This window comes from Oryzihumus sp. JJN4-3R (assembly GCF_057747915.1).
On sequence record NZ_CM173229.1, the window covers coordinates 926,379 to 944,711 of the forward strand.

14 protein-coding genes are annotated in these 18,333 nt (G+C 72.3%); 1 reads left to right on the forward strand and 13 read right to left on the reverse strand.

The window, feature by feature from the left end:
• Nucleotides 1-2 precede the first annotated feature (2 nt).
• The gene (locus tag AC3ANM_RS04225) at nucleotides 3-2,147 is read right to left on the reverse strand and encodes a SpoIIE family protein phosphatase (protein ID WP_488286890.1); all 2,145 of its coding nucleotides are present in this window, start codon (nucleotides 2,145-2,147) and stop codon (nucleotides 3-5) included.
• Nucleotides 2,148-2,245: 98 nt separating this feature from the next.
• Nucleotides 2,246-4,369, reverse strand: a complete 2,124-nt coding sequence (locus tag AC3ANM_RS04230; protein ID WP_488286891.1) for a S9 family peptidase — start codon at nucleotides 4,367-4,369, stop codon at nucleotides 2,246-2,248.
• Nucleotides 4,370-4,417: 48 nt separating this feature from the next.
• Between AC3ANM_RS04230 and AC3ANM_RS04235 the strand changes: the two genes are divergently transcribed.
• The gene (locus AC3ANM_RS04235) at nucleotides 4,418-5,860 is read left to right on the forward strand and encodes an FAD-dependent oxidoreductase (RefSeq protein WP_488286892.1); all 1,443 of its coding nucleotides are present in this window, start codon (nucleotides 4,418-4,420) and stop codon (nucleotides 5,858-5,860) included.
• 73 nt (nucleotides 5,861-5,933) lie between these two features.
• Here AC3ANM_RS04235 and dnaE read toward each other — a convergent pair whose 3' ends face one another.
• The 11 genes from dnaE to AC3ANM_RS04290 all read right to left on the reverse strand — a co-directional run bounded on the left by dnaE (nucleotide 5,934) and on the right by AC3ANM_RS04290 (nucleotide 18,311).
• The gene (gene dnaE, locus AC3ANM_RS04240; protein ID WP_488286893.1) at nucleotides 5,934-9,503 is read right to left on the reverse strand and encodes a DNA polymerase III subunit alpha; all 3,570 of its coding nucleotides are present in this window, start codon (nucleotides 9,501-9,503) and stop codon (nucleotides 5,934-5,936) included.
• 230 nt (nucleotides 9,504-9,733) lie between these two features.
• On the reverse strand, nucleotides 9,734-10,663 hold the full coding sequence (locus AC3ANM_RS04245) for an RluA family pseudouridine synthase (protein WP_488286894.1): 930 nt from the start codon (nucleotides 10,661-10,663) through the stop codon (nucleotides 9,734-9,736).
• On the reverse strand, nucleotides 10,656-11,162 hold the full coding sequence (gene lspA / locus AC3ANM_RS04250; protein WP_488286895.1) for a signal peptidase II: 507 nt from the start codon (nucleotides 11,160-11,162) through the stop codon (nucleotides 10,656-10,658). The genes AC3ANM_RS04245 and lspA overlap by 8 nt, the downstream gene beginning before the upstream one ends.
• 65 nt (nucleotides 11,163-11,227) lie before the next feature.
• Complete coding sequence (locus AC3ANM_RS04255) at nucleotides 11,228-12,016, reverse strand: TraR/DksA family transcriptional regulator (protein ID WP_488286896.1); 789 nt, start codon at nucleotides 12,014-12,016, stop codon at nucleotides 11,228-11,230.
• A gap of 264 nt (nucleotides 12,017-12,280) precedes the next feature.
• Nucleotides 12,281-13,414, reverse strand: a complete 1,134-nt coding sequence (locus AC3ANM_RS04260) for a DivIVA domain-containing protein (RefSeq protein ID WP_488286897.1) — start codon at nucleotides 13,412-13,414, stop codon at nucleotides 12,281-12,283.
• Nucleotides 13,415-13,515: 101 nt separating this feature from the next.
• Nucleotides 13,516-13,791: a YggT family protein gene (locus tag AC3ANM_RS04265; RefSeq protein WP_488286898.1), complete on the reverse strand. Its 276-nt coding sequence runs from the start codon at nucleotides 13,789-13,791 to the stop codon at nucleotides 13,516-13,518.
• A gap of 54 nt (nucleotides 13,792-13,845) precedes the next feature.
• Nucleotides 13,846-14,334, reverse strand: coding sequence for a cell division protein SepF (locus tag AC3ANM_RS04270; RefSeq protein ID WP_488286899.1), 489 nt, complete (start codon nucleotides 14,332-14,334; stop codon nucleotides 13,846-13,848).
• 53 nt (nucleotides 14,335-14,387) lie between these two features.
• Nucleotides 14,388-15,125 (reverse strand): YggS family pyridoxal phosphate-dependent enzyme, encoded by a 738-nt coding sequence (locus tag AC3ANM_RS04275; RefSeq protein ID WP_488286900.1) that lies wholly within the window; start codon nucleotides 15,123-15,125, stop codon nucleotides 14,388-14,390.
• Nucleotides 15,118-15,888, reverse strand: coding sequence for a peptidoglycan editing factor PgeF (gene pgeF, locus AC3ANM_RS04280; RefSeq protein WP_488286901.1), 771 nt, complete (start codon nucleotides 15,886-15,888; stop codon nucleotides 15,118-15,120). Before pgeF ends, AC3ANM_RS04275 begins: the two co-directional genes overlap by 8 nt.
• A 166-nt stretch (nucleotides 15,889-16,054) precedes the next feature.
• Nucleotides 16,055-17,314 carry a cell division protein FtsZ gene (ftsZ, locus tag AC3ANM_RS04285; RefSeq protein WP_488286902.1) on the reverse strand — a complete coding sequence of 420 codons (1,260 nt, stop codon included), beginning with the start codon at nucleotides 17,312-17,314 and terminating at the stop codon, nucleotides 16,055-16,057.
• A gap of 220 nt (nucleotides 17,315-17,534) precedes the next feature.
• The gene (locus AC3ANM_RS04290) at nucleotides 17,535-18,311 is read right to left on the reverse strand and encodes a cell division protein FtsQ/DivIB (protein ID WP_488286903.1); all 777 of its coding nucleotides are present in this window, start codon (nucleotides 18,309-18,311) and stop codon (nucleotides 17,535-17,537) included.
• Between the last annotated feature and the right edge of the window lie 22 nt (nucleotides 18,312-18,333).

Here is an 18,333-nt window from a genome sequence, read left to right on the forward strand (position 1 = left end):
CCTCAGCGGTCGGTCGGGCGCCGACGGACCACGATCGCAGCCACGTCGTCCTCGCCCGTCTCGCCGGCCAGGCTGACGACGAGCTCGCGCAGCCGCTCGCCCAGGCCCCCGCCCGCAAGGCTCGTGGCCACCTGGCCCAGCCGGTCCAGGCCGCTGTCGATGTCCTCGCCGCGGCGCTCCACGAGCCCGTCGGTGAAGGCGAGCAGCGTGGCGCCGGCGCGGAACGGGACCCGCAGGGTGCGACGTTCGAAGCCGTCCACCCCCAGGGGCGGGGACTCGGCCAGCGGCAGCCGCTCGATGAACCCGTCCGGGCCCACCACCAGGGGCGGCGGGTGCCCGGCGTTGACCAGCGCGATCTCGTCCCGGACCGGGTCCAGCACCAGGTAGACAAGGGTGACCAGCTGGGCGATGTCGTACTTGTGGAACATCCGGTCGAGCTTGGTCAGCACGGCGTCCGGGCTGGGGTCGATGACGACGTAGGCCCGGATCGCCGAGCGCACCTGCGCCATCGCGGCGGCAGCCGGGATGCCGCGGCCCATCACGTCGCCCATGAACACGGCGACGCGGCTGTCCTCCAGGGACACGGCGTCGTAGAAGTCGCCGCCGACCTCCGTGCTGCCCGCAGGGCGGTAGTAGCCGGCCATCTCCCAGGCGGGCAGGTCGTCCAGCCGCTCGGGTGACACGGCGCGCTGGAGCCTCAGCGAGCTCTCCCGGACCTCGCTGTGCAGCAGCGCGTTGTCGATCGCCACCGCTGCGCGGTGCGCGAGGTTCTCCGCGAAGGCCAGGTCCGCCTGGTCGTAGTGGTGTCCGGACTCCGCGCTGACCAGGGTGATCGCCCCGAGGACGCGCTGGCGCGCGATCAGCGGCACGACCAGGCCGCTGCACAGCTGAAGCTCGCGGCTGAGCCGCAGGTGCTCCTCGTCGCGTGCGCCGGCGACCAGCATCTCGTCGGTGACCTCGGGGACGAGCTGGCTCACGCCGGTACGGATCACCTCGTACACCCCGCCGGGGGCGTCCGGGTCGGCCGGGTAGCGCTCCTGGAGGTCCTCGGCCAGGGCCACCTTCGCCGGGTCCACGTGGGCGACGGCGAGGGTGTTGAGCTCGCCGTTCTCGACGACCTGCACCGCGCACCAGTCGGCGAGCGTCGGCACGGCCAGCCGGGCGACGTTGGCCAAGGTCAGCCGGTAGTCCAGGCTGCTCGCCAGCTCGGCCGAGGCACCGGCCAGGAAGGAGAGCTTCGCCGCGCGGTCCGCGGCGTCGGCCAGCGCCTGGAGCCGGTCGATCGCCTGGGCCGTGGCGTCACCCAGGGTGCTGAGGAACTCCAGCTCCTGGGAGTCCAGGTGCCGTGGGCCCGGGAAGGACAGTCCCATCGCCCCCAGGGTGCGCTCCCCGACGACGAGGGGGAGGGCCAGGAAGGAGCGCTCGCCCGGGACCCGCGCATACATCTCGGGGAACCGCTCCCGGATCGCCTCCGCGCCCTCGGCGAGGACGGGCTTGCCGGTGCGGATCGCCTCGGCCGACGGGGTCTGGGCGGTGATCGAGTAGCGCGCGTAGACGCTGGACAGGCTCTTGTCGTCGCCGCTGAAGCCGGCCAGGCGCACCGTGTCCTCGTCCTCGAGCAGGCTCAGGGAAGCCATGTTCGCGCCGACCGCGGCGGACGCGTGGGACACGATGACGTCGGTGACGGTGTCGAGGTCATGGGCGGAGGCGAGCTCCGCGGTGACCTTGGCGAGGCGGTTGAGCCGGGTGGCGAGCAGGTCGATGCCCGCCCGCGCCGTCTCGAGGTCGGTGACGTCCTCGGCCACCCCGAGCACCCCCACGACCTCGCCGCCCTCGTACAACGGGGAGTCGGTGATCTGGACCAGCTTCTCCTCGCCGTCCTTGGTCCGGACGAGGAACTCCCCGGTCCACTGCTGCCCCGCGGTGACCTGACGCATGATCTCGCGGGCGGGGGTGGTCCCCGCCGTCGGCACCAGCAGGTCCATGACGCTGGCCCCGCGCATCTCCCCCGGTCCGTAGCCGTACAGCGCCTCGGCCCGGCTGTTCCAGTAGAAGATCGTGCCCTGCAGGTCGGTGGCAATGACGGCAGCGCCGAGCGCGTCGAGCAGCGAGGAGGTGTCGCTGCGCCAGCTCGGCGGGAGGGTCATCGCCGTCCGCCCTTCACACACAGGATCCTCTCAGTCGGGGACCACCTCCGTCAGGAGAATCCCGACACGCCAGGGGGTCGTTCCCGGGAGGGGACCACTCAGGTCAACGCCCGGGCCTCCTGCGATGCTCCCGCCCGGTCGATGAGGAAGGCGAGCTCCCACGCGATCTGGTGCCAGGCGTCATACCGTCCGCTGCGGCCGCCGTGGCCGGCGATCATCTCGGTGCGCAGGAGGATGGGCCGCTCGACCGGGTCGTTGGTCACCGTCTCGCGCAACCGGGCCACCCACTTGGCCGGCTCGACGAAGTAGACCCGGGTGTCGTTCAGGCTCGTCGTCGCGAGGACGGCCGGGTAGCGCACCGGGGTGATGTTCTCGTACGGGCTGTAGGCCTTCATCCCGGCGTAGGCCTCGGGGTCGGCCAGCGGGTTGCCCCACTCCTCCCACTCCGGGACGGTCAACGGCAGCGAGGGGTCCAGGATCGTGGTCAGCGCGTCGACGAACGGCACCGCGGCGTGCACGGCCGCGAACCGCCCCGGCGCCAGGTTGACCGCCGCGCCGATGAGCAGCCCGCCGGCGCTGCCGCCCTCGGCGACGAGGCGGTCCGGGTGCACCCAGCCGGCCTCGACGAGGTGGTCGGCGCACGCGACGAAGTCGGTGAAGGTGTTGGTCTTGGCGGCGAGCTTGCCCTCGTCGTACCAGCGGCGGCCCATCTCCCCGCCGCCACGCACGTGGGCGACGGCGTAGACGAACCCGCGGTCGAGCAGGGAGAGCCGCGAGACGGAGAACCAGGGGTCCATCGACATCTCGTAGGCGCCGTAGCCGTAGACCAGGCCCGGGTTGGTGCCGTCGGGGGTGACCCCGCGCCGGTGCACCAGCGAGATCGGCACGCGGGTGCCGTCCCCGGCGGTGGCCCACTCCCGGTGCTGCTCGTAGTCGGCGGGGTCGTAGCCGCCGAGCACCGCCTGACGCTTGAGCAGGGTCAGCTCGCCGGTGGCCACCTCGACGTCGTAGACGGTGCGCGGGGTGACCAGGGACTCGAACGTGATCTGGAGGGTGTCGGCGGCGTACTCCGGGTTGTTGCCCGTGCCCACCGCGTGGACCGGCTCGTCGAAGGTCAGCGCCCGCGCCGGGCCGAATCCGTGCGGGGCCGCGTCGTCGCGCTGCAGGACCCGCAGGGCGGTCAGGCCGTCGCGGCGCAGCGAGACCACCGCGTGGCCGGCGAACGCCTCGATCCCGAGGACCCGCTCCCCCGGCACCGGCGGCAGCCACGGCGTCCACTGCTCGTGGCTCGTGGCGTCCAGCGGCGCCTGGGCGACCTCGAAGTCGGGGTCCCCGGCGTTGTGCACGATGAGCAGCCGGTCCCCGGCGGGCTCGACGTCGTACTCCACGCCCTCGCGCCTCGGGGCCACCAGGCGCGGCGGGTCCAGCGGCGTCGCGGCGTCGACCAGCCAGCACTCCGAGGTCAGCTTGGAGCCGAGCTGGATGACGATCCAGCGGTCGTCGCGGGAGGAGCCGATGCCCAGCCAGAACCGCTCGTCCGGCTCCTCGAACACCATGACGTCGGCCTCGACCCGTGTCCCGACCTCGTGGCGCCACACCTGGTGGGGGCGCCAGGCCTCGTCGACCCGGGTGTAGAAGACGTGGCGACCGTCGAGGGACCAGACCAGGCCGTAGCCGATGTCGGTCACGGCGTCGTCGACGACCTCGCCGGTGGCGATGTCGCGCACGCGCAGGGCGAAGCGCTCGTCGCCCTCCACGTCGACGGCGTAGGCGATCCGGCCGCCGTCCTCGCTGACCTCGAGGGCACCGAGGCTGAAGAACTCGTGGCCTGCGGCCTCGACGTTGCCGTCGAGCAGCACCTGCTCCCCCTCCGGGGCGCCGTCCTCCAGCGACGGGCGGCGGGCCGGGTCGGTGACCGGCACCCGGCACTGCGCGGCGTACTGGCGGCCCTCGAAGGTGCGCGCGTAGTACCACCAGCCGCGGTAGGACACCGGCACCGACAGGTCGGTCTCCTGGGTGCGGCCCTTGATCTCCTCGAAGATCGCCTGGCGCAGCGGCTCGAGGTGGGCGGTCATGGCCTCGGCGTAGGCGTTCTCGGCCTCGAGGTGGGCGATGACCTCCGGGTCCTCCTTGTCCCGCAGCCACTCGTAGGGGTCGACGACCCGGTCGCCGTGGTGCTCGCGGACGGTCTCGACCCGCTTGGCGCGCGGTGGGGTAGGCATGGGTGCAGCCTAGTTACCCGGGGCGCGGCGGCATCGGAGGTGTCGGGCATGACGGCAGGCGCGGGACGGGACGACGGGCTGGAGACGGCGGGGCTGGAGACGGCGCGGTCGGCGGTGGCCGGGGCGGCTGGGTCGGCCGTGACGGCGGGGTCGGCTGGGTCGGCGCGGCGGCGCACCCGGTGCTGCATCGCCGGCGGCGGTCCCGCGGGCATGGTGCTGGGCTACCTGCTCGCCCTCGCCGGGGTGGACGTCGTGGTCCTGGAGAAGCACACCGACTTCCTGCGCGACTTCCGCGGCGACACCATCCACCCCTCGACCCTGGAGGTCTTCCGCGAGCTCGGCCTCTTCGAGCAGCTGCGGCCGTTGCTGCAGAACGAGGTCCGCACCCTCGACGTCGTCGTGGCCGGGCACCGGCTGACGCCGGTCGACTTCGCCACGCTCGGCGGGCCGTGCGCGTTCCTCGGGCTCATGCCGCAGTGGGACCTGCTGGACTTCCTCGCGCGGCGGGCGGCGCTCCTGCCCGGGTTCCACCTCGTCATGGGAGCCGAGGTCACCGAGCTCCTCTGGCGCCGCGGCACCGTCGTGGGGGTGCGCGCCCGCACCGCCGAGGGCACGCTGGAGGTCGCGGCCGACCTGACGGTCGCCGCGGACGGCCGCAGCTCGACGGTGCGTCACAAGGCCGGTATGCCGGTCCGCGAGTCCGGGGTGCCGATCGACGTGCTCTGGTTCCGGCTGCCCAAGCCGGCGCAGGAGCCCCCGCCGACGCTTGCCTACCTCGACGCCGGCGAGATGGTGCTGACGGTCGACAGGGGCGACTACTACCAGTCGGGGATGCTCATCCCCAAGGGCGAGCTGGCGCGGATCCGCGCCGCTGGGCTGGACCGCCTGCGCGAGCGCGTGGTCGCGGCCGCGCCGTTCCTGTCCGAGGTGGTCGGCACGCTCACCGACTGGGACCAGGTCAAGCTGCTCACCGTGCAGGTGAACCGGCTGCGCCGCTGGCACCGCCCGGGCCTGCTGTGCCTCGGCGACGCCGCCCACGCCATGTCGCCCGCCTTCGGCGTCGGGATCAACCTGGCGGTGCAGGACGCGGTGGCCGCCGCGAACCTGCTGGCCAGCCCACTGCGCTCGGGCCCGGTCGCGGAGTCGCTGCTGGCGCAGGTGCAGCGTCGACGCCTCTGGCCCACCGTCGCGATGCAGAGCCTGCAGGTGGCCCTGCACCGTCAGGTGGTGCGGCCGGGCGGCCCCGCAGCCGGCGTGCCCCGGCGCTTCCCGGCGCCGGTCCGGCTGCTCGGCCACGCCGCGACGCCAGTGATCCAGCGGCTCGCCGCCCGGCTGGTCGGTCGCGGCTTCCGGCCCGAGCACGTCGCCACGGTCCTGCGCGATGCCGCCTCGGCTTCCAGCGCGTCCATGGCCCGCACCGGGACGGCTCCGGAAGGGACCGCCAGGGCCGACGACAGCCGGGCCGACGACACCCGCGCCGGGCGGCCGTAGCCGGCGCAGCCCGCCACCGCCACGGTGGGCCGGGCGCCCGGGGTGGGCACCCGGCATACCGGTGGGGGCGGCGTCAGCCGCTGAGGCAGGCGGGGCCGAGCAGGGCCTTGAGGTCGCCGAACAGCGCCGAGGAGGCCGTCACCCGCAGCGAGTCGTCGAGGCGGACCAGGACCGAGCGGCCGGGCTGGGTGAGGCGCAGGTGCACCTCGGTCACCCCGGGGTGGTCGGACAGGACGCCCTTGATCTTCTCGGCGACCCCGTTGGTGGCCCGGGCCAGCGGCAGCGTGACCACGACCGGGCCGCGCGGGCCCTCCTTGAGGTCGGGCAGGGTCAGCTCCTGGGCGAAGATCGAGACGCTGTCGTCGCGCCGGTTGACCCGGCCCTTGACCACGCAGACCACGTCGTGGCCGAGCATGGTCGAGACGGTCATGTAGGCCGAGGGGAAGAACAGGCACTCGATCGCGCCGTCGAGGTCCTCAACGGTCGCGATGGCCCACAGGTCGCCCTTCTTGGTGCGCTTGACCTGCAGGCCGGTGATCAGGCCGGCAATGGTCACCGAGGTGCCGTCGGGCTTGCCCTCCTCGCCGTTGAGGGTGGCGATCGAGGTGTCGGCGTGCTGGGAGAGCACGTGCTCGATGCCGAACAGCGGGTGGTCGGAGACGTAGAGGCCGAGCATCTCGCGCTCGAAGGCCAGCAGCGTCTGCTTGTCCCACTCCCCCTTGGGCACCGGCGCCAGGCCGTCGAACACGTCGCCGCCGCCCATGCCGTCGCCGTCGTCGTCGCCGAAGGAGCCGAACAGCGAGTCCTGGCCGATGGCCTCCTTCTTCTTCACCTCCACGAGCGCGTCGACGTACTGCTCGTGCACGGCGACCTGGCCGCGGCGGCTCTCGCCGAGGGAGTCGAACGCCCCGGCCTTGATCAGCGACTCGATGGTGCGCTTGTTGCAGACCACGGCCGGGACCTTGCCGAGAAAGTCCTTGAACGAGCCGTAGCGGCCCTTCTCCTCGCGGGCGCCGACGATCGCCTCGACGACGTTGGCGCCGACGTTGCGGATCGCGGCCATGCCGAAGCGGATGTCGGTGCCGACGGCGGCGAAGTTGGCGATGGACTCGTTGACGTCCGGCGGGAGCACCTTGATGCCCATGCGGCGGCACTCGTTGAGGTAGAGCGCCGACTTGTCCTTGTCGTCGCGGACGCTGGTCAGCAGGGCGGCCATGTACTCGGCCGGGTAGTTGGCCTTGAGGTAGCCGGTCCAGTAGGAGACGAGGCCGTAGGCGGCGGTGTGCGCCTTGTTGAACGCGTAGTCGGAGAACGGGACGAGGATGTCCCACAGCGTCTTGATCGCCTTGTCGCTGTAGCCGTTGTCCTTCATGCCCTGGCTGAAGGGCACGAACTCGGCGTCCAGGACCTCCTTCTTCTTCTTGCCCATGGCGCGGCGCAGCAGGTCGGCCTTGCCGAGGCTGTAGCCGGCGACCTTCTGGGCGATCTGCTGGACCTGCTCCTGGTAGACGATCAGGCCCTGGGTCATCGACAGGATCGGGTCGAGCGGCTCGGCCAGCTCGGGGTGGATCGGGGTGATCGGCTGCTTGCCGGTCTTGCGCAGCGCGTAGTTGGTGTGGCTGTTGGCGCCCATCGGGCCGGGGCGGTAGAGCGCGAGGGCGGCGGAGATGTCCTCGAAGTTGTCCGGCTGCATCTGGCGCAGCAGGGTGCGCATGCCGCCGCCGTCGAGCTGGAAGACGCCCAGGGTGTCGCCGCGGGCCAGCAGGGCGAACGTCGCCTCGTCGGTCATGTCCTTGGACAGGGCGTCCAGGTCGAGGTCGATGCCCCGGTTGAGCTTCACGTTGGCGACGGCGTCGTCGAGGATCGTGAGGTTGCGCAGGCCGAGGAAGTCCATCTTGACCAGCCCCAGCGTCTCGCAGCTGGGGTAGTCGAACTGGGTGATGATCTGGCCGTCCTGCTCGCGGCGCATGATCGGGATGAGGTCCATCAGCGGCTCGCTGGACATGATCACGCCGGCGGCGTGCACGCCCCACTGCCGCTTGAGGCCCTCGAGGCCGAGCGCGGTCTTGACGACCTCCTGGGCCTGCGGGTCCTCGTCGTGGACCTGGCGGAACTCCGCGGCCTCGGCGTAGCGCTTGTGCTCGGGGTCGAAGATCCCGGTCAGCGGGATGTCCTTGCCCATGACCGCCGGCGGCATCGCCTTGGTGAGCTTCTCGCCCATGGCGAAGGGGAAGCCCATGACCCGGCTGGCGTCCTTGAGCGCCTGCTTGGCCTTGATCGTGCCGTAGGTGACGATCTGGGCGACCCGCTCCTCGCCGTACTTCTCGGTGACGTACTTGATCACCTCACCGCGCCGGCGCTCGTCGAAGTCGACGTCGAAGTCGGGCATCGAGGGTCGCTCGGGGTTGAGGAACCGCTCGAAGATCAGGCCGTGCGGCACCGGGTCGAGGTCGGTGATGCCCATGGCGTAGGCGGCCATCGAGCCGGCACCGGAGCCTCGGCCGGGGCCGACCCGGATGCCGTTGCGCTTGGCCCAGTTGATGAAGTCGGCGACGACGAGGAAGTAGCCGGGGTAGCCCTTGCCGACGATGACCTCGATCTCGTAGTCGGCCTGCTTGGTGGCGTAGTCCGGCACGCCCTCGGGGAAGCGGCTGCGCAGCCCGGTGTGGACCTCCTTGATGAACCACGAGGTCTCGTCCTCGCCGGGCGGGCAGGGGAAGCGCGGCATGTAGCGCCCCTCGCCCTCGGTGAAGGACACCTCGCATCGCTCGGCGATGAGCAGCGTGTTGTCGCAGGCCTCGGGCAGCTCGCGCCAGACGTGGCGCATCTCCTGCGGGGACTTGAGGTAGAAGTCCTCGGCGTCGAACTTGAACCGGTTGGGGTCCATCAGCGTCGAGCCGGACTGCACGCACAGCAGCGCCGCGTGGGCCTGGGCGTCCTGCGGCTTGGTGTAGTGCAGGTCGTTGGTGGCGACCAGTGGCAGGCCGAGCTCGCGCGCCAGGCGGAGCAGGTCCTTCTGGACGTCGCGCTCGATGCCCAGGCCGTGGTCCATCAGCTCGCAGTAGAAGTTCTCGGCGCCGAAGATGTCGCGGAACTCCGCGGCTGCGGCGACCGCCTCGCGGTACTGGCCGAGGCGCAGGCGCGTCTGCACCTCACCCGACGGGCACCCCGTGGTCGCGATGAGGCCCTCGCCGTACTGGTGGAGCAGCTCGCGGTCCATGCGCGGCTTGAAGTAGTAGCCCTCGAGGCTGGCCAGCGAGCTCATCTTGAACAGGTTGTGCATGCCGGTGTTGTTGCGCGCCCACAGCGTCATGTGGGTGTAGGCACCGGCGCCGGAGACGTCGTCGCGGCCGCCGTCGCCGAACTTGACCCGCGTCTTGTCGGTGCGGTGCGTGCCCGGCGTGAGGTAGGCCTCGACGCCGATGATCGGCTTCACGCCGTGCTTCTGGGACTTCTTCCAGAACTCGTAGGCCCCGAAGACGTAGCCGTGGTCGGTCGTGGCCAGGGCCGGCATGCCCATCTGCGCCGCGGACTCGAACAGCTCGTCGATGCGCGCGGCACCGTCGAGCATGGAGTACTCGGTGTGGTTGTGCAGGTGGACAAAGCTTGCCGAGTCACTGCCGGGGGCTGCCATCGTCGTCATCGGGGGCGAGTCTAGTTGCCCCCGGCGACACCCCCGGTATGCCGTGTGGTCACCGTGCGGGGGCGTGTCGCCGGCCCGCGGCGCGTCGTGGGCGACACGCCGCGGACCCCCGGCGCGCCGGCGCCGGGCCAGGCAGGGAGAAGCGGGTCAGGCCGCGGGGCCGGGCCAATGGGTCCAGCCCGGAAGGTCCGGTGCGGGCCGGTGAGGCGCGCGGGGTCAGGCGCGCCGGGTCAGGCGCCGATCCGGTCCAGCGCCGTCTGCAGGTCCTCCGGGTAGCGGCTCTCGAAGGTCACCCACTCCCCCGACCCGGGGTGCTCGAAGCCGAGGCCGACGGCGTGCAGCCACTGCCGCTCCAGGCCGAGCTTCTTGGCCAGGACCGGGTCGGCACCGTAGGTCAGGTCGCCGGCGCACGGGTGACGCAGCGCGGAGAAGTGGACCCGGATCTGGTGGGTGCGGCCGGTCTCGAGGTGCACCTCGACCAGGGAGGCCGAGCGGAACGCCTCGATCACCTCGTAGTGGGTGATGCTCGGCTTGCCGCTGGCGAGCACCGCGAACTTGTAGTCGTAGCTCGGGTGCCGCCCGATCGGGGCGTCGATGGTGCCCTGGACCGGGTCGGGCAGGCCCTGCACGAGGGCGTGGTAGGTCTTCTCCACCGTGCGCGCCTTGAAGGCCCGCTTGAGCAGGCTGTAGGCGTGCTCGCTCTTGGCCACGACCATCAGGCCGCTGGTGCCCACGTCGAGACGGTGCACGATGCCCTGGCGCTCCGAGGCGCCGGAGGTGGCGATGCGGTAGCCCGCGGCGGCCAGGCCACCGATGACCGTGGGGCCGGTCCAGCCCACGCTCGGGTGGGCCGCCACGCCGACCGGCTTGTCGACGACGACGAGGTCGTCGTCGTCGTGGATGACCGTCATGCCGGGGACCGGCTCGGCGACCACGGCCAGCGCCGGGGTGGCGTCGGGGTCGGGCAGGGCCACCTCGAGCCAGGCGCCCGCACTGACCCGGTCGGACTTGCCGACCGGCTTCTGGTCGACGGTGACGGCGCCCTCGGCGGCCAGGTCGGCCGCCTTGGTGCGGGAGAGCCCGAAGAGCCGGGCGAGGGCGGCATCGACCCGCTCACCCTCGAGGCCGTCCGGGACGTTGAGGGAGCGCACGTCAGGCATCGGTGCGGGCCTCCGCCTCGTGCCTGGGCGTGTGGTGCTGTGCCCGCGTGCCGTCGATGGAGATGCCCCGCAGCGCGAGCAGCCCGATGAGCACCGCGGCGCTGACGATGGCCGAGTCGGCGACGTTGAAGATCGGCCAGTGCGGCAGCATCAGGAAGTCGACCACGTGGCCGCGGCCGACACCCGGCGGGCGGATGAGCCGGTCGGTCAGGTTTCCCAGCGACCCGCCGAGCAGCAGCCCGAGGGCCCAGGCCCAGCCACGGCTGCCCAGCTTGCGGCTGGTGAAGATGATGACCCCGACCACGGCGGCGGCGATGAGGGTGAGGACCCAGGTGGCGCTGGTCGCGATGGAGAACGCGGCACCGGGGTTGCGGGTGAGGTCGAGTCGCAGCACCGAGCCGATGACGTCCTGGGGGACGTCGGGCTGGAGGTGCGCGAGGGCCCAGGCCTTGGCGAGCTGGTCCGCGACGTAGACCACGACCGCAGCGCCGATGAGCACCGCGAAGAGTCGGGGACGACGCCAGGACCGGCCGGGAGGCTCCTGGGTGGGGGACGACGGACTGATTAGCGGCGCTCCTGCTTCTGCTTGCATGTCACGCATAGGGTCGCACGAGGGAAGGCCTGAAGGCGAAGTTTGCCGATCGGGTTGCCGCAGGACTCGCAGATCCCGTAGCTGCCGTCGGCGATCCGCTCCAGCGCGTGCTCGCTCTGGTCGAGCATCTCGCGGGTGTTGTTGGCGACCGAGATCTCCTGCTCGCGCTCGTAGGTCTTGGCACCCGCGTCGGCCTGGTCGTCCCCCGAGCCGTCACCCGCGTCGCGCATCAGGCCGACCAGGTCGATCTCGGCGGAGGTGATCTCGGAGCGGAGCCGGGCCACGTCCTCCTCGAGCTCGGCGCGCACGGCGTTGAGCTCGGCAGCGGTCCACGGGTCCTCCTCGGCCCGCACGGCGAGCGTGCTCGCCGGCGCCGAGGCCTTCTTCGCCCGGCTGGTCGTCGCCCGCTTCGCCGCCGTCGTTGCCGCACCCGCCGCGGTGGTGGCCGTCTTGGCGGTGCCGGTCTTGGCGGTGCCGGTCTTGGCGGTGCCGGTCTTGGCGGTGCCGGTCTTGGAGGCGGTGGTGCGGGAGGTGGCCTTGGCCGTGGTCTTCTTCGCCGCGGCGCGGGCCGGGGCGGTCGGGGCGGTGGAGCGCTTCGTGGCCGTCGCTGCCGTCGCGGCGGTCTTGGCCGCGACCTTCTTGGCCGCCGCCTTCTTCGCCGCCGCCGTGGTCGCACCGTTGGCGGAGGCCCCCCGGCTGGGCGTCGTGGCCTTCGCGGTGGCAACCGCCTTCTTCGCCGGTGCCGCCTTCTTCACAGCCATGCTCGGCCCCCTCGGGGTCTTGGGCACGCCCGGCAGGGCCGGGCGATGACAGGTGCGCCGAGGATAGGCCCACAACCTGCCCTTCTCAACGGAGAAACGCTGTATCTTTCGCCGATTCCGCGCCTTGGTACGAGCGGGGGGCGACAGGGGGCAGCCCGCGGGTGAACCGGGGCCGAACGCCGGGTGGACCGCGGGTGCACGGACGGCCGGAGGCGCCCACCCGTCGGACGGGTGGGCGCCTCCAGGCGTCGTGCGGAAAGGGCGTCAGCCCTGGTGCTGCTCCTGCTTGGCGCCCTCGACCCCGGTCTTGTCCAGGTCGCGCAGCTGGCCCTCGAGGTAGGACTTCAGGCGCGAGCGGTAGTCGCGCTCGAACGAACGAAGCTCCTCGATCTTGCGCTGGAGCATGTCGCGCTCGCGGCTGAGGTCCTCCAGGATCGACTGCTTCTTCTGCTGGGCCTCGGCGATCATCCCCGTGGAGCGCTCGCGCGCCTCGGTGATCATCTGCTCGTGGCGCGTCGTCGCCTCGGCGATGAGCGCGTTGTGCCGGGCCTGGCCGCTGGCCAGCAGCTCGTCGTACTTGGCCTGGCCGCTCGTCACCAGCTCGTGGTGGCGCGCCTCGGCCTCGCCGACCACCTTGTCGCGGTGCTTCTGGCCCTCGGCGATGAGCCGGTCACGGGTGGCCTGGCCCTCCGCGACGTGCTCGTCGTGGACCTTCTGCGCCAGGGCGATGACCCCGGCGGCACCGCCGCCACCGCCGGCGCCCAGGGCGGCGGCCGCAGCGACGGGTGCGGAGTCGTTGCTCTTGCTGGCCGCGGCCGAGCGCAGGCGCTCGGCGGACTCGGCCTGCGCACGCTCGGCGTCGGCACGGGCCCGGTCGGCCTCGGCCTTGAGCCGCTCGGCGTCGGTCTTGGCCTTCTCGGCCTCGAAGCGGACGCGGTCGGCCTCGGTGCGCGCCTTGTCGGCGTCGCCCTTGGAGCGCTCCGCCTCGTCGCGCACTGACTGTGCCTCGGCCTTGGCCTTGTCGGCTTCGGCACGGGCGCGGGACACCTGCTCCTGGGCCTCGCGCTGGGCCTTCTCGGCCTCGGACTGCACGCGGGCGAGCTGCTCGCGCAGCTCACGCAGGGCCTGGTCGGAGGCCTCGCCCTTGCCACCGTCCTTCGCCACGACCTTCGGCTCCGCCTTGACCGGGGCCGGGGCGGCCACCGCCGAGGCACCAGCGCCACGCGCCTTCTGGCACTCGGCCAGCTGGGCGCGCAGGTCGTCGTTCTCCGTGGTCAGGCGACGGAGCTCGGAGACGACCTCGTCCAGGAAGTCGTCCACCTCGCGCTCGTCGTAGCCGCGGCGAAACTGCGTGGCAGTGAAGTTCTTGTTGAGGACATCCTCGGGCGATAGCGCCATGTGGTCACCTCGGTCGGCGGGTCAGGGGCGGCACCCACGGTAGCGAACCATGGTGGTTGGCAAGCCGCTTTGGTGCTGGTAAGGGCAAGTTCTTGATCACCTTAAAGGATGTTTAAAGTCACCGAGACCGCGAGCATGAGCACGAGGAAGGCCAGGTCGACGCGCACCGCACCGAGCGAGAGCGGAGGAATGATGCGCCGCAACGCTTTCAGCGGTGGGTCGGTCACCGTGTAGACGGCCTCGGCGACGACGAGGATCACACCGTGGGGGCGCCAGTCGCGGGCCAGCACCTGGATCCAGTCCAGGATCAGCCTGATGATCAGCGCGATGAAGAACAGGTAGACGACAAGGCGCAGCAGGCTCAGGATCGCGTCCATGGGATCAGTGTGACGTCCGGGGCTGTGCCGCCACTGTGCGGGGCACCCCGACGGTCAGCTCTGGTTGAAGAACCCGCGGGCCGTCTGCGGTGCCTCGGACTCCTCGGCCGCCACCTCGACGTGCGCCGGTGAGAGAAGGAACACCTTGCTCGTCACCCGCTCGATCGAGCCGTGGAGGCCGAAGACCAGGCCCGCGGCGAAGTCGACGAGGCGCTTGGCGTCCGAGTCGTCCATGTCGGTGAGGTTCATGATGACGGGCACGCCGTCGCGGAAGCTCTCCCCGATGTTCTTGGCCTCGTTGTAGGTCCGCGGGTGGATCGTCGTGATGCGGTTCAACGGTCCGACCTCCACGTCCCGGACGACACGGGCGACCGGCGTGCGCTGCGGCAGCGGGGTGACGGCGGAGCGCTCCTCGCGCGAGGGCGTCGGCTCGTGGCGCGGCGCCGGCTCGTCGTAGGAGTCGTAGTCCTCGTAGCCGTCGTAGCGCTCGTCCTCCTCGGCCAGGCCGAGGTACACCATCGTCTTGCGCAGCGCCCCTGCCATGTGAAGCTCCTCGTCAGTCGGCTTCGCGCCGGTCGTCCTGTAGGAGGCCGACGCTACCGAAGCGGGGGGCGGGAACCGAGGATTGCGCTGCCGACACGCAGGTGTGTCGCCCCGTGGGCGACGGCGGCCTCGAGGTCGCCGCTCATCCCGGCCGAGACCCAGGTCGCCTCGCGGTGCTCCCGTTGTATGCCGTGTGCCACCCTCGCGAGGGCGGCGAAGGCCTGGTCGGGGTCGGCCCCCAGAGGCGCCACGGCCATGACGCCGCGCAGCCGCAGATGCTCCGTCGCCGCCACGCGGTCGGCCAGCGCCGCGGCCTCGGCCACCGGCACACCCCCGCGGGAGGTGTCCCCGTCGAGGCTGACCTGGACGAGCACGTCGAGGCGGCGGTCCGCGGCGGCCGCCCCGCGGTCGAGGGCCGTCACCAGACGGCCCCGGTCGAGGGAGTGCACGACGTCGGCGTAGCGGGCCACCGAGGCGGCCTTGTTGGTCTGGAGCCTGCCGACGAAGTGGATGCGGGGCACCGCGGCTCCGTCGGGTCCTGTTGCGGCGCAACGCAGCTCGGCGACCTTGGCCGAGGCCTCCTGGTCCCTGCTCTCCCCCACGTCGGTCACGCCCAGCCCGGCGAGGAGCTCGACGTCGGAGGCGGGGAAGTACTTCGTGACCACGACGAGGTGGACGTCGCCGCGGGGGCGACCGGCCGCCATACAGGCACGGGCGATCCGCTCCTCGACCGCGGCGAGGCCGGTGGCGAGCTGGTCCCGGCGACCCGGGTCGACGGCGAGCTCAGGCACCCGAGCCCTCCGGCAGCAGCCGGACGACCCCGGCGAAGCGCCCGGTGGTCCGGTCGCGTCGGTAGGAGAACAGGTCGCCGGACTCCCGGGTGCAGCCCGGCACCCAGTGCACCGCGACGTCCTGCGCGCGCAGCTGGTCCACGACCCCCGCCGCCACGTCGATGGCCGGGGTGCCGGTCCACGACACGGTGGCGCTGACCGGCGCCACGCGAGCCGCGTCCTCGCGCATCGCGGCCGGCACCTCGTAGCAGCGGCCGCACACCGACGGGCCGACCGCGGCCTCGAGCCGGCGGGCGCCGAGGTCGCGCATCGCCGCGACGGCGTTGTGCACCACGCCGGCGAGCATCCCGGGCCGGCCGGCGTGGACCGCAGCGGCGACCCCCGCCTCGCGGTCCACGAGCAGGACCGGGGTGCAGTCGGCGACGAGCACGGCGAGGGCGAGGTCGGTGCGGGTGGTCACCACGCCGTCGGCCGGCGGCACCGGCCCCGTCCACGGGCCGTCGACGACCACGACGTCGTCGCCGTGGACCTGGTCCATGAACAGCAGCTGCTCGCGCGGCACGCCCAGGGCGCCCGCGACGGCGTGCCGGTTGGCCTCCACGTCCCCGGCCGCATCACCGACGTGACCGCCGAGGTTCAGGGAGTCGAACGGCGCGGCGCTGGTGCCGCCGGCGCGTGAGGTGAACCCCCAGTCGACGCCGTGGCCACCCCGTGACGGGCGCCGGGACGTCCCGGCCGGGACCTGCTCTCGCCACACGAACACGGGCCCAACCTACGACAGCGCGCCAGCCGGACCTCACGACGGGCCGGACATGAGCGGGGTGGACGTGAGCGGGGTGGACGTGAGCGGGGTGGACGCGACAGGGGGCGAACATGACGACGGGGCGGCCAGCCTGTCGGCTGACCGCCCCGTGCCGGTGGAGCGTCGACTACTTCAGGAAGTCCGGGACGTCGAGGTCGTCGTTCTCGTCGAAGGTGACGGTGCGCGGCGGCCGGACCGGCTGGTCCTGCTCGGTGCGGGCCGGCTCGACCCGCGGGGCCTGCTCCGGGGCCGGGCGCTGCGGCTGGGCCGGGGCCGGGATGGCCTCGGGCCGCGCCTGCTGCGGCACCGCGGGCTGGGCCGGGGGCTGCACGGGCTGCGGCGCGGGCGGCTGGACCGGGCGCTGCATCGCGGGCGGCGCCTGGCGCTGGGTCGAGCCGGCGATCTGGCCGAGGGCGCGGTCGTCGGAGCGGCGGATCGGGCCGCCGCCGTCGAACCCGGCCGCGATGACCGTGACCCGGACCTCGTCACCGAGGGCGTCGTCGATGACGGCGCCGAAGATGATGTTGGCCTCGGGGTGGGCCGCCTCCTGGACGAGGCGGGCGGCCTCGTTGATCTCGAACAGGCCGAGGTCGGAGCCACCCTGGATGGACAGCAGCACGCCGTGGGCGCCGTCGATGCTGGCCTCGAGCAGCGGCGAGGAGATCGCCAGCTCGGCGGCCTGGACCGCACGGTCGTCGCCGCGGGCGGAGCCGATGCCCATGAGGGCCGAGCCGGCACCCTGCATGACCGACTTGACGTCGGCGAAGTCGAGGTTGATCAGGCCCGGGGTGGTGATCAGGTCGGTGATGCCCTGGACACCGGAGAGCAGGACCTGGTCGGCGCTGCGGAAGGCGTCGAGCATGCTCACCGCGCGGTCGCTGATGGACAGCAGCCGGTCATTGGGGATGACGATGAGGGTGTCGACCTCCTCGCGCAGGCTCGCGATGCCGGACTCGGCCTGGTTGGCGCGGCGCCGGCCCTCGAAGGTGAACGGCCGGGTGACCACACCGATGGTCAGGGCACCGAGGCCCTTGGCGATCTTGGCCACGACGGGGGCGCCACCGGTGCCGGTGCCACCGCCCTCACCCGCAGTCACGAAGACCATGTCGGCCCCCTTGAGGACCTCCTCGATCTCCTCCGCGTGGTCCTCGGCGGCCTTGCGCCCGACCTCGGGGTCGGCGCCGGCACCCAGGCCCCGGGTCAGCTCACGGCCCACGTCGAGCTTGACGTCGGCATCACTCATCAGCAGCGCCTGGGCGTCGGTGTTGATCGCGATGAACTCGACACCCTTGAGACCGACCTCGATCATCCGGTTGATCGCATTGACACCGCCCCCGCCGATGCCGACGACCTTGATAACGGCCAAGTAGTTCTGCGGTGCTGCCACGTCGGTGGGCCTCTCCTGAGCGAGTACTGCTGAGTGCTGTCGGGTCCTGCTGCCGGCCATCGTTGGCATCCCCCTGGAAAACCCCGAACTCAACGTTCAACGTCCACTTGAGGGTGATAGTTATGTCAACCCTGCCGTGGGCTGACGCTATTGCCTGCTGCTGCCGGGGACAACCCTAACCGCGGCGTGTCGTCGCACGTGGTCCGGTTGCCTGAATTGGTCAGCGGATCACCGGGGTACGCGGCGTGCTGACGTCGATCTGCCGCGGGTTCTGGCGCATCAGGACGGTGATGACCTTGACCTTCAGGTCAGCGTCAGCCGCACCGCCCCAGACCACCGTGGTCCGCCCGAGGCGCAGGCTCACCGAGCTGGCGCCGGTGACCCGCACGTCGGTGACCTGGCGGCGCAGGGCCGGGGTCAGGGCGTCGAGCACCGAGATCCCGGCGCGCAGGGCCGCGCGGCTCGGCGGGGTGATGCTGGTGCTGATCTGGGGCACCCCACGCGGGGCGGCGGGGACGGTCGCGTAGGCCACGCCGTCACCATCCACAACCTGTACCTGACCTTGAGGGTTCTTCACGGCCAGGACCGGCACCCTGGGGCTGGCCGAGACCACGATCGTGGACGGCCAGGACCGGCTGACCGTCACCTCGGCCAGGGTCGCCGAGGCGATCACCCTGCGGGCGATGGCGTCGGTGTCGACCCGCGCCAGCGGCTGGCCGATCGGCACCTGCGCCCGCTGCGTGATGTCCGCGACGGCAGCCCGGGGAACGCCCTCCACCCGGACGGTCCGGGCCGCGAGCACAGGGCTGAACCACACCAGCCAGGCCGCCCCGGCGAGGAGGGCGACGACGCCCAGGCCCCACGCCGCGAGCTGCCACGGGCGGCGCCGGACCTCGGCGGAGCGGGCGGCGAACCGGGCGCGCGAAGACGCCAGGCCGGTCGATCGCCGGCCGCCACGTCCGCCGCGCACGGTCCAGCGGGCGCGACGTCCACCCACCACAGTGGAGCCGCCGCGCCGG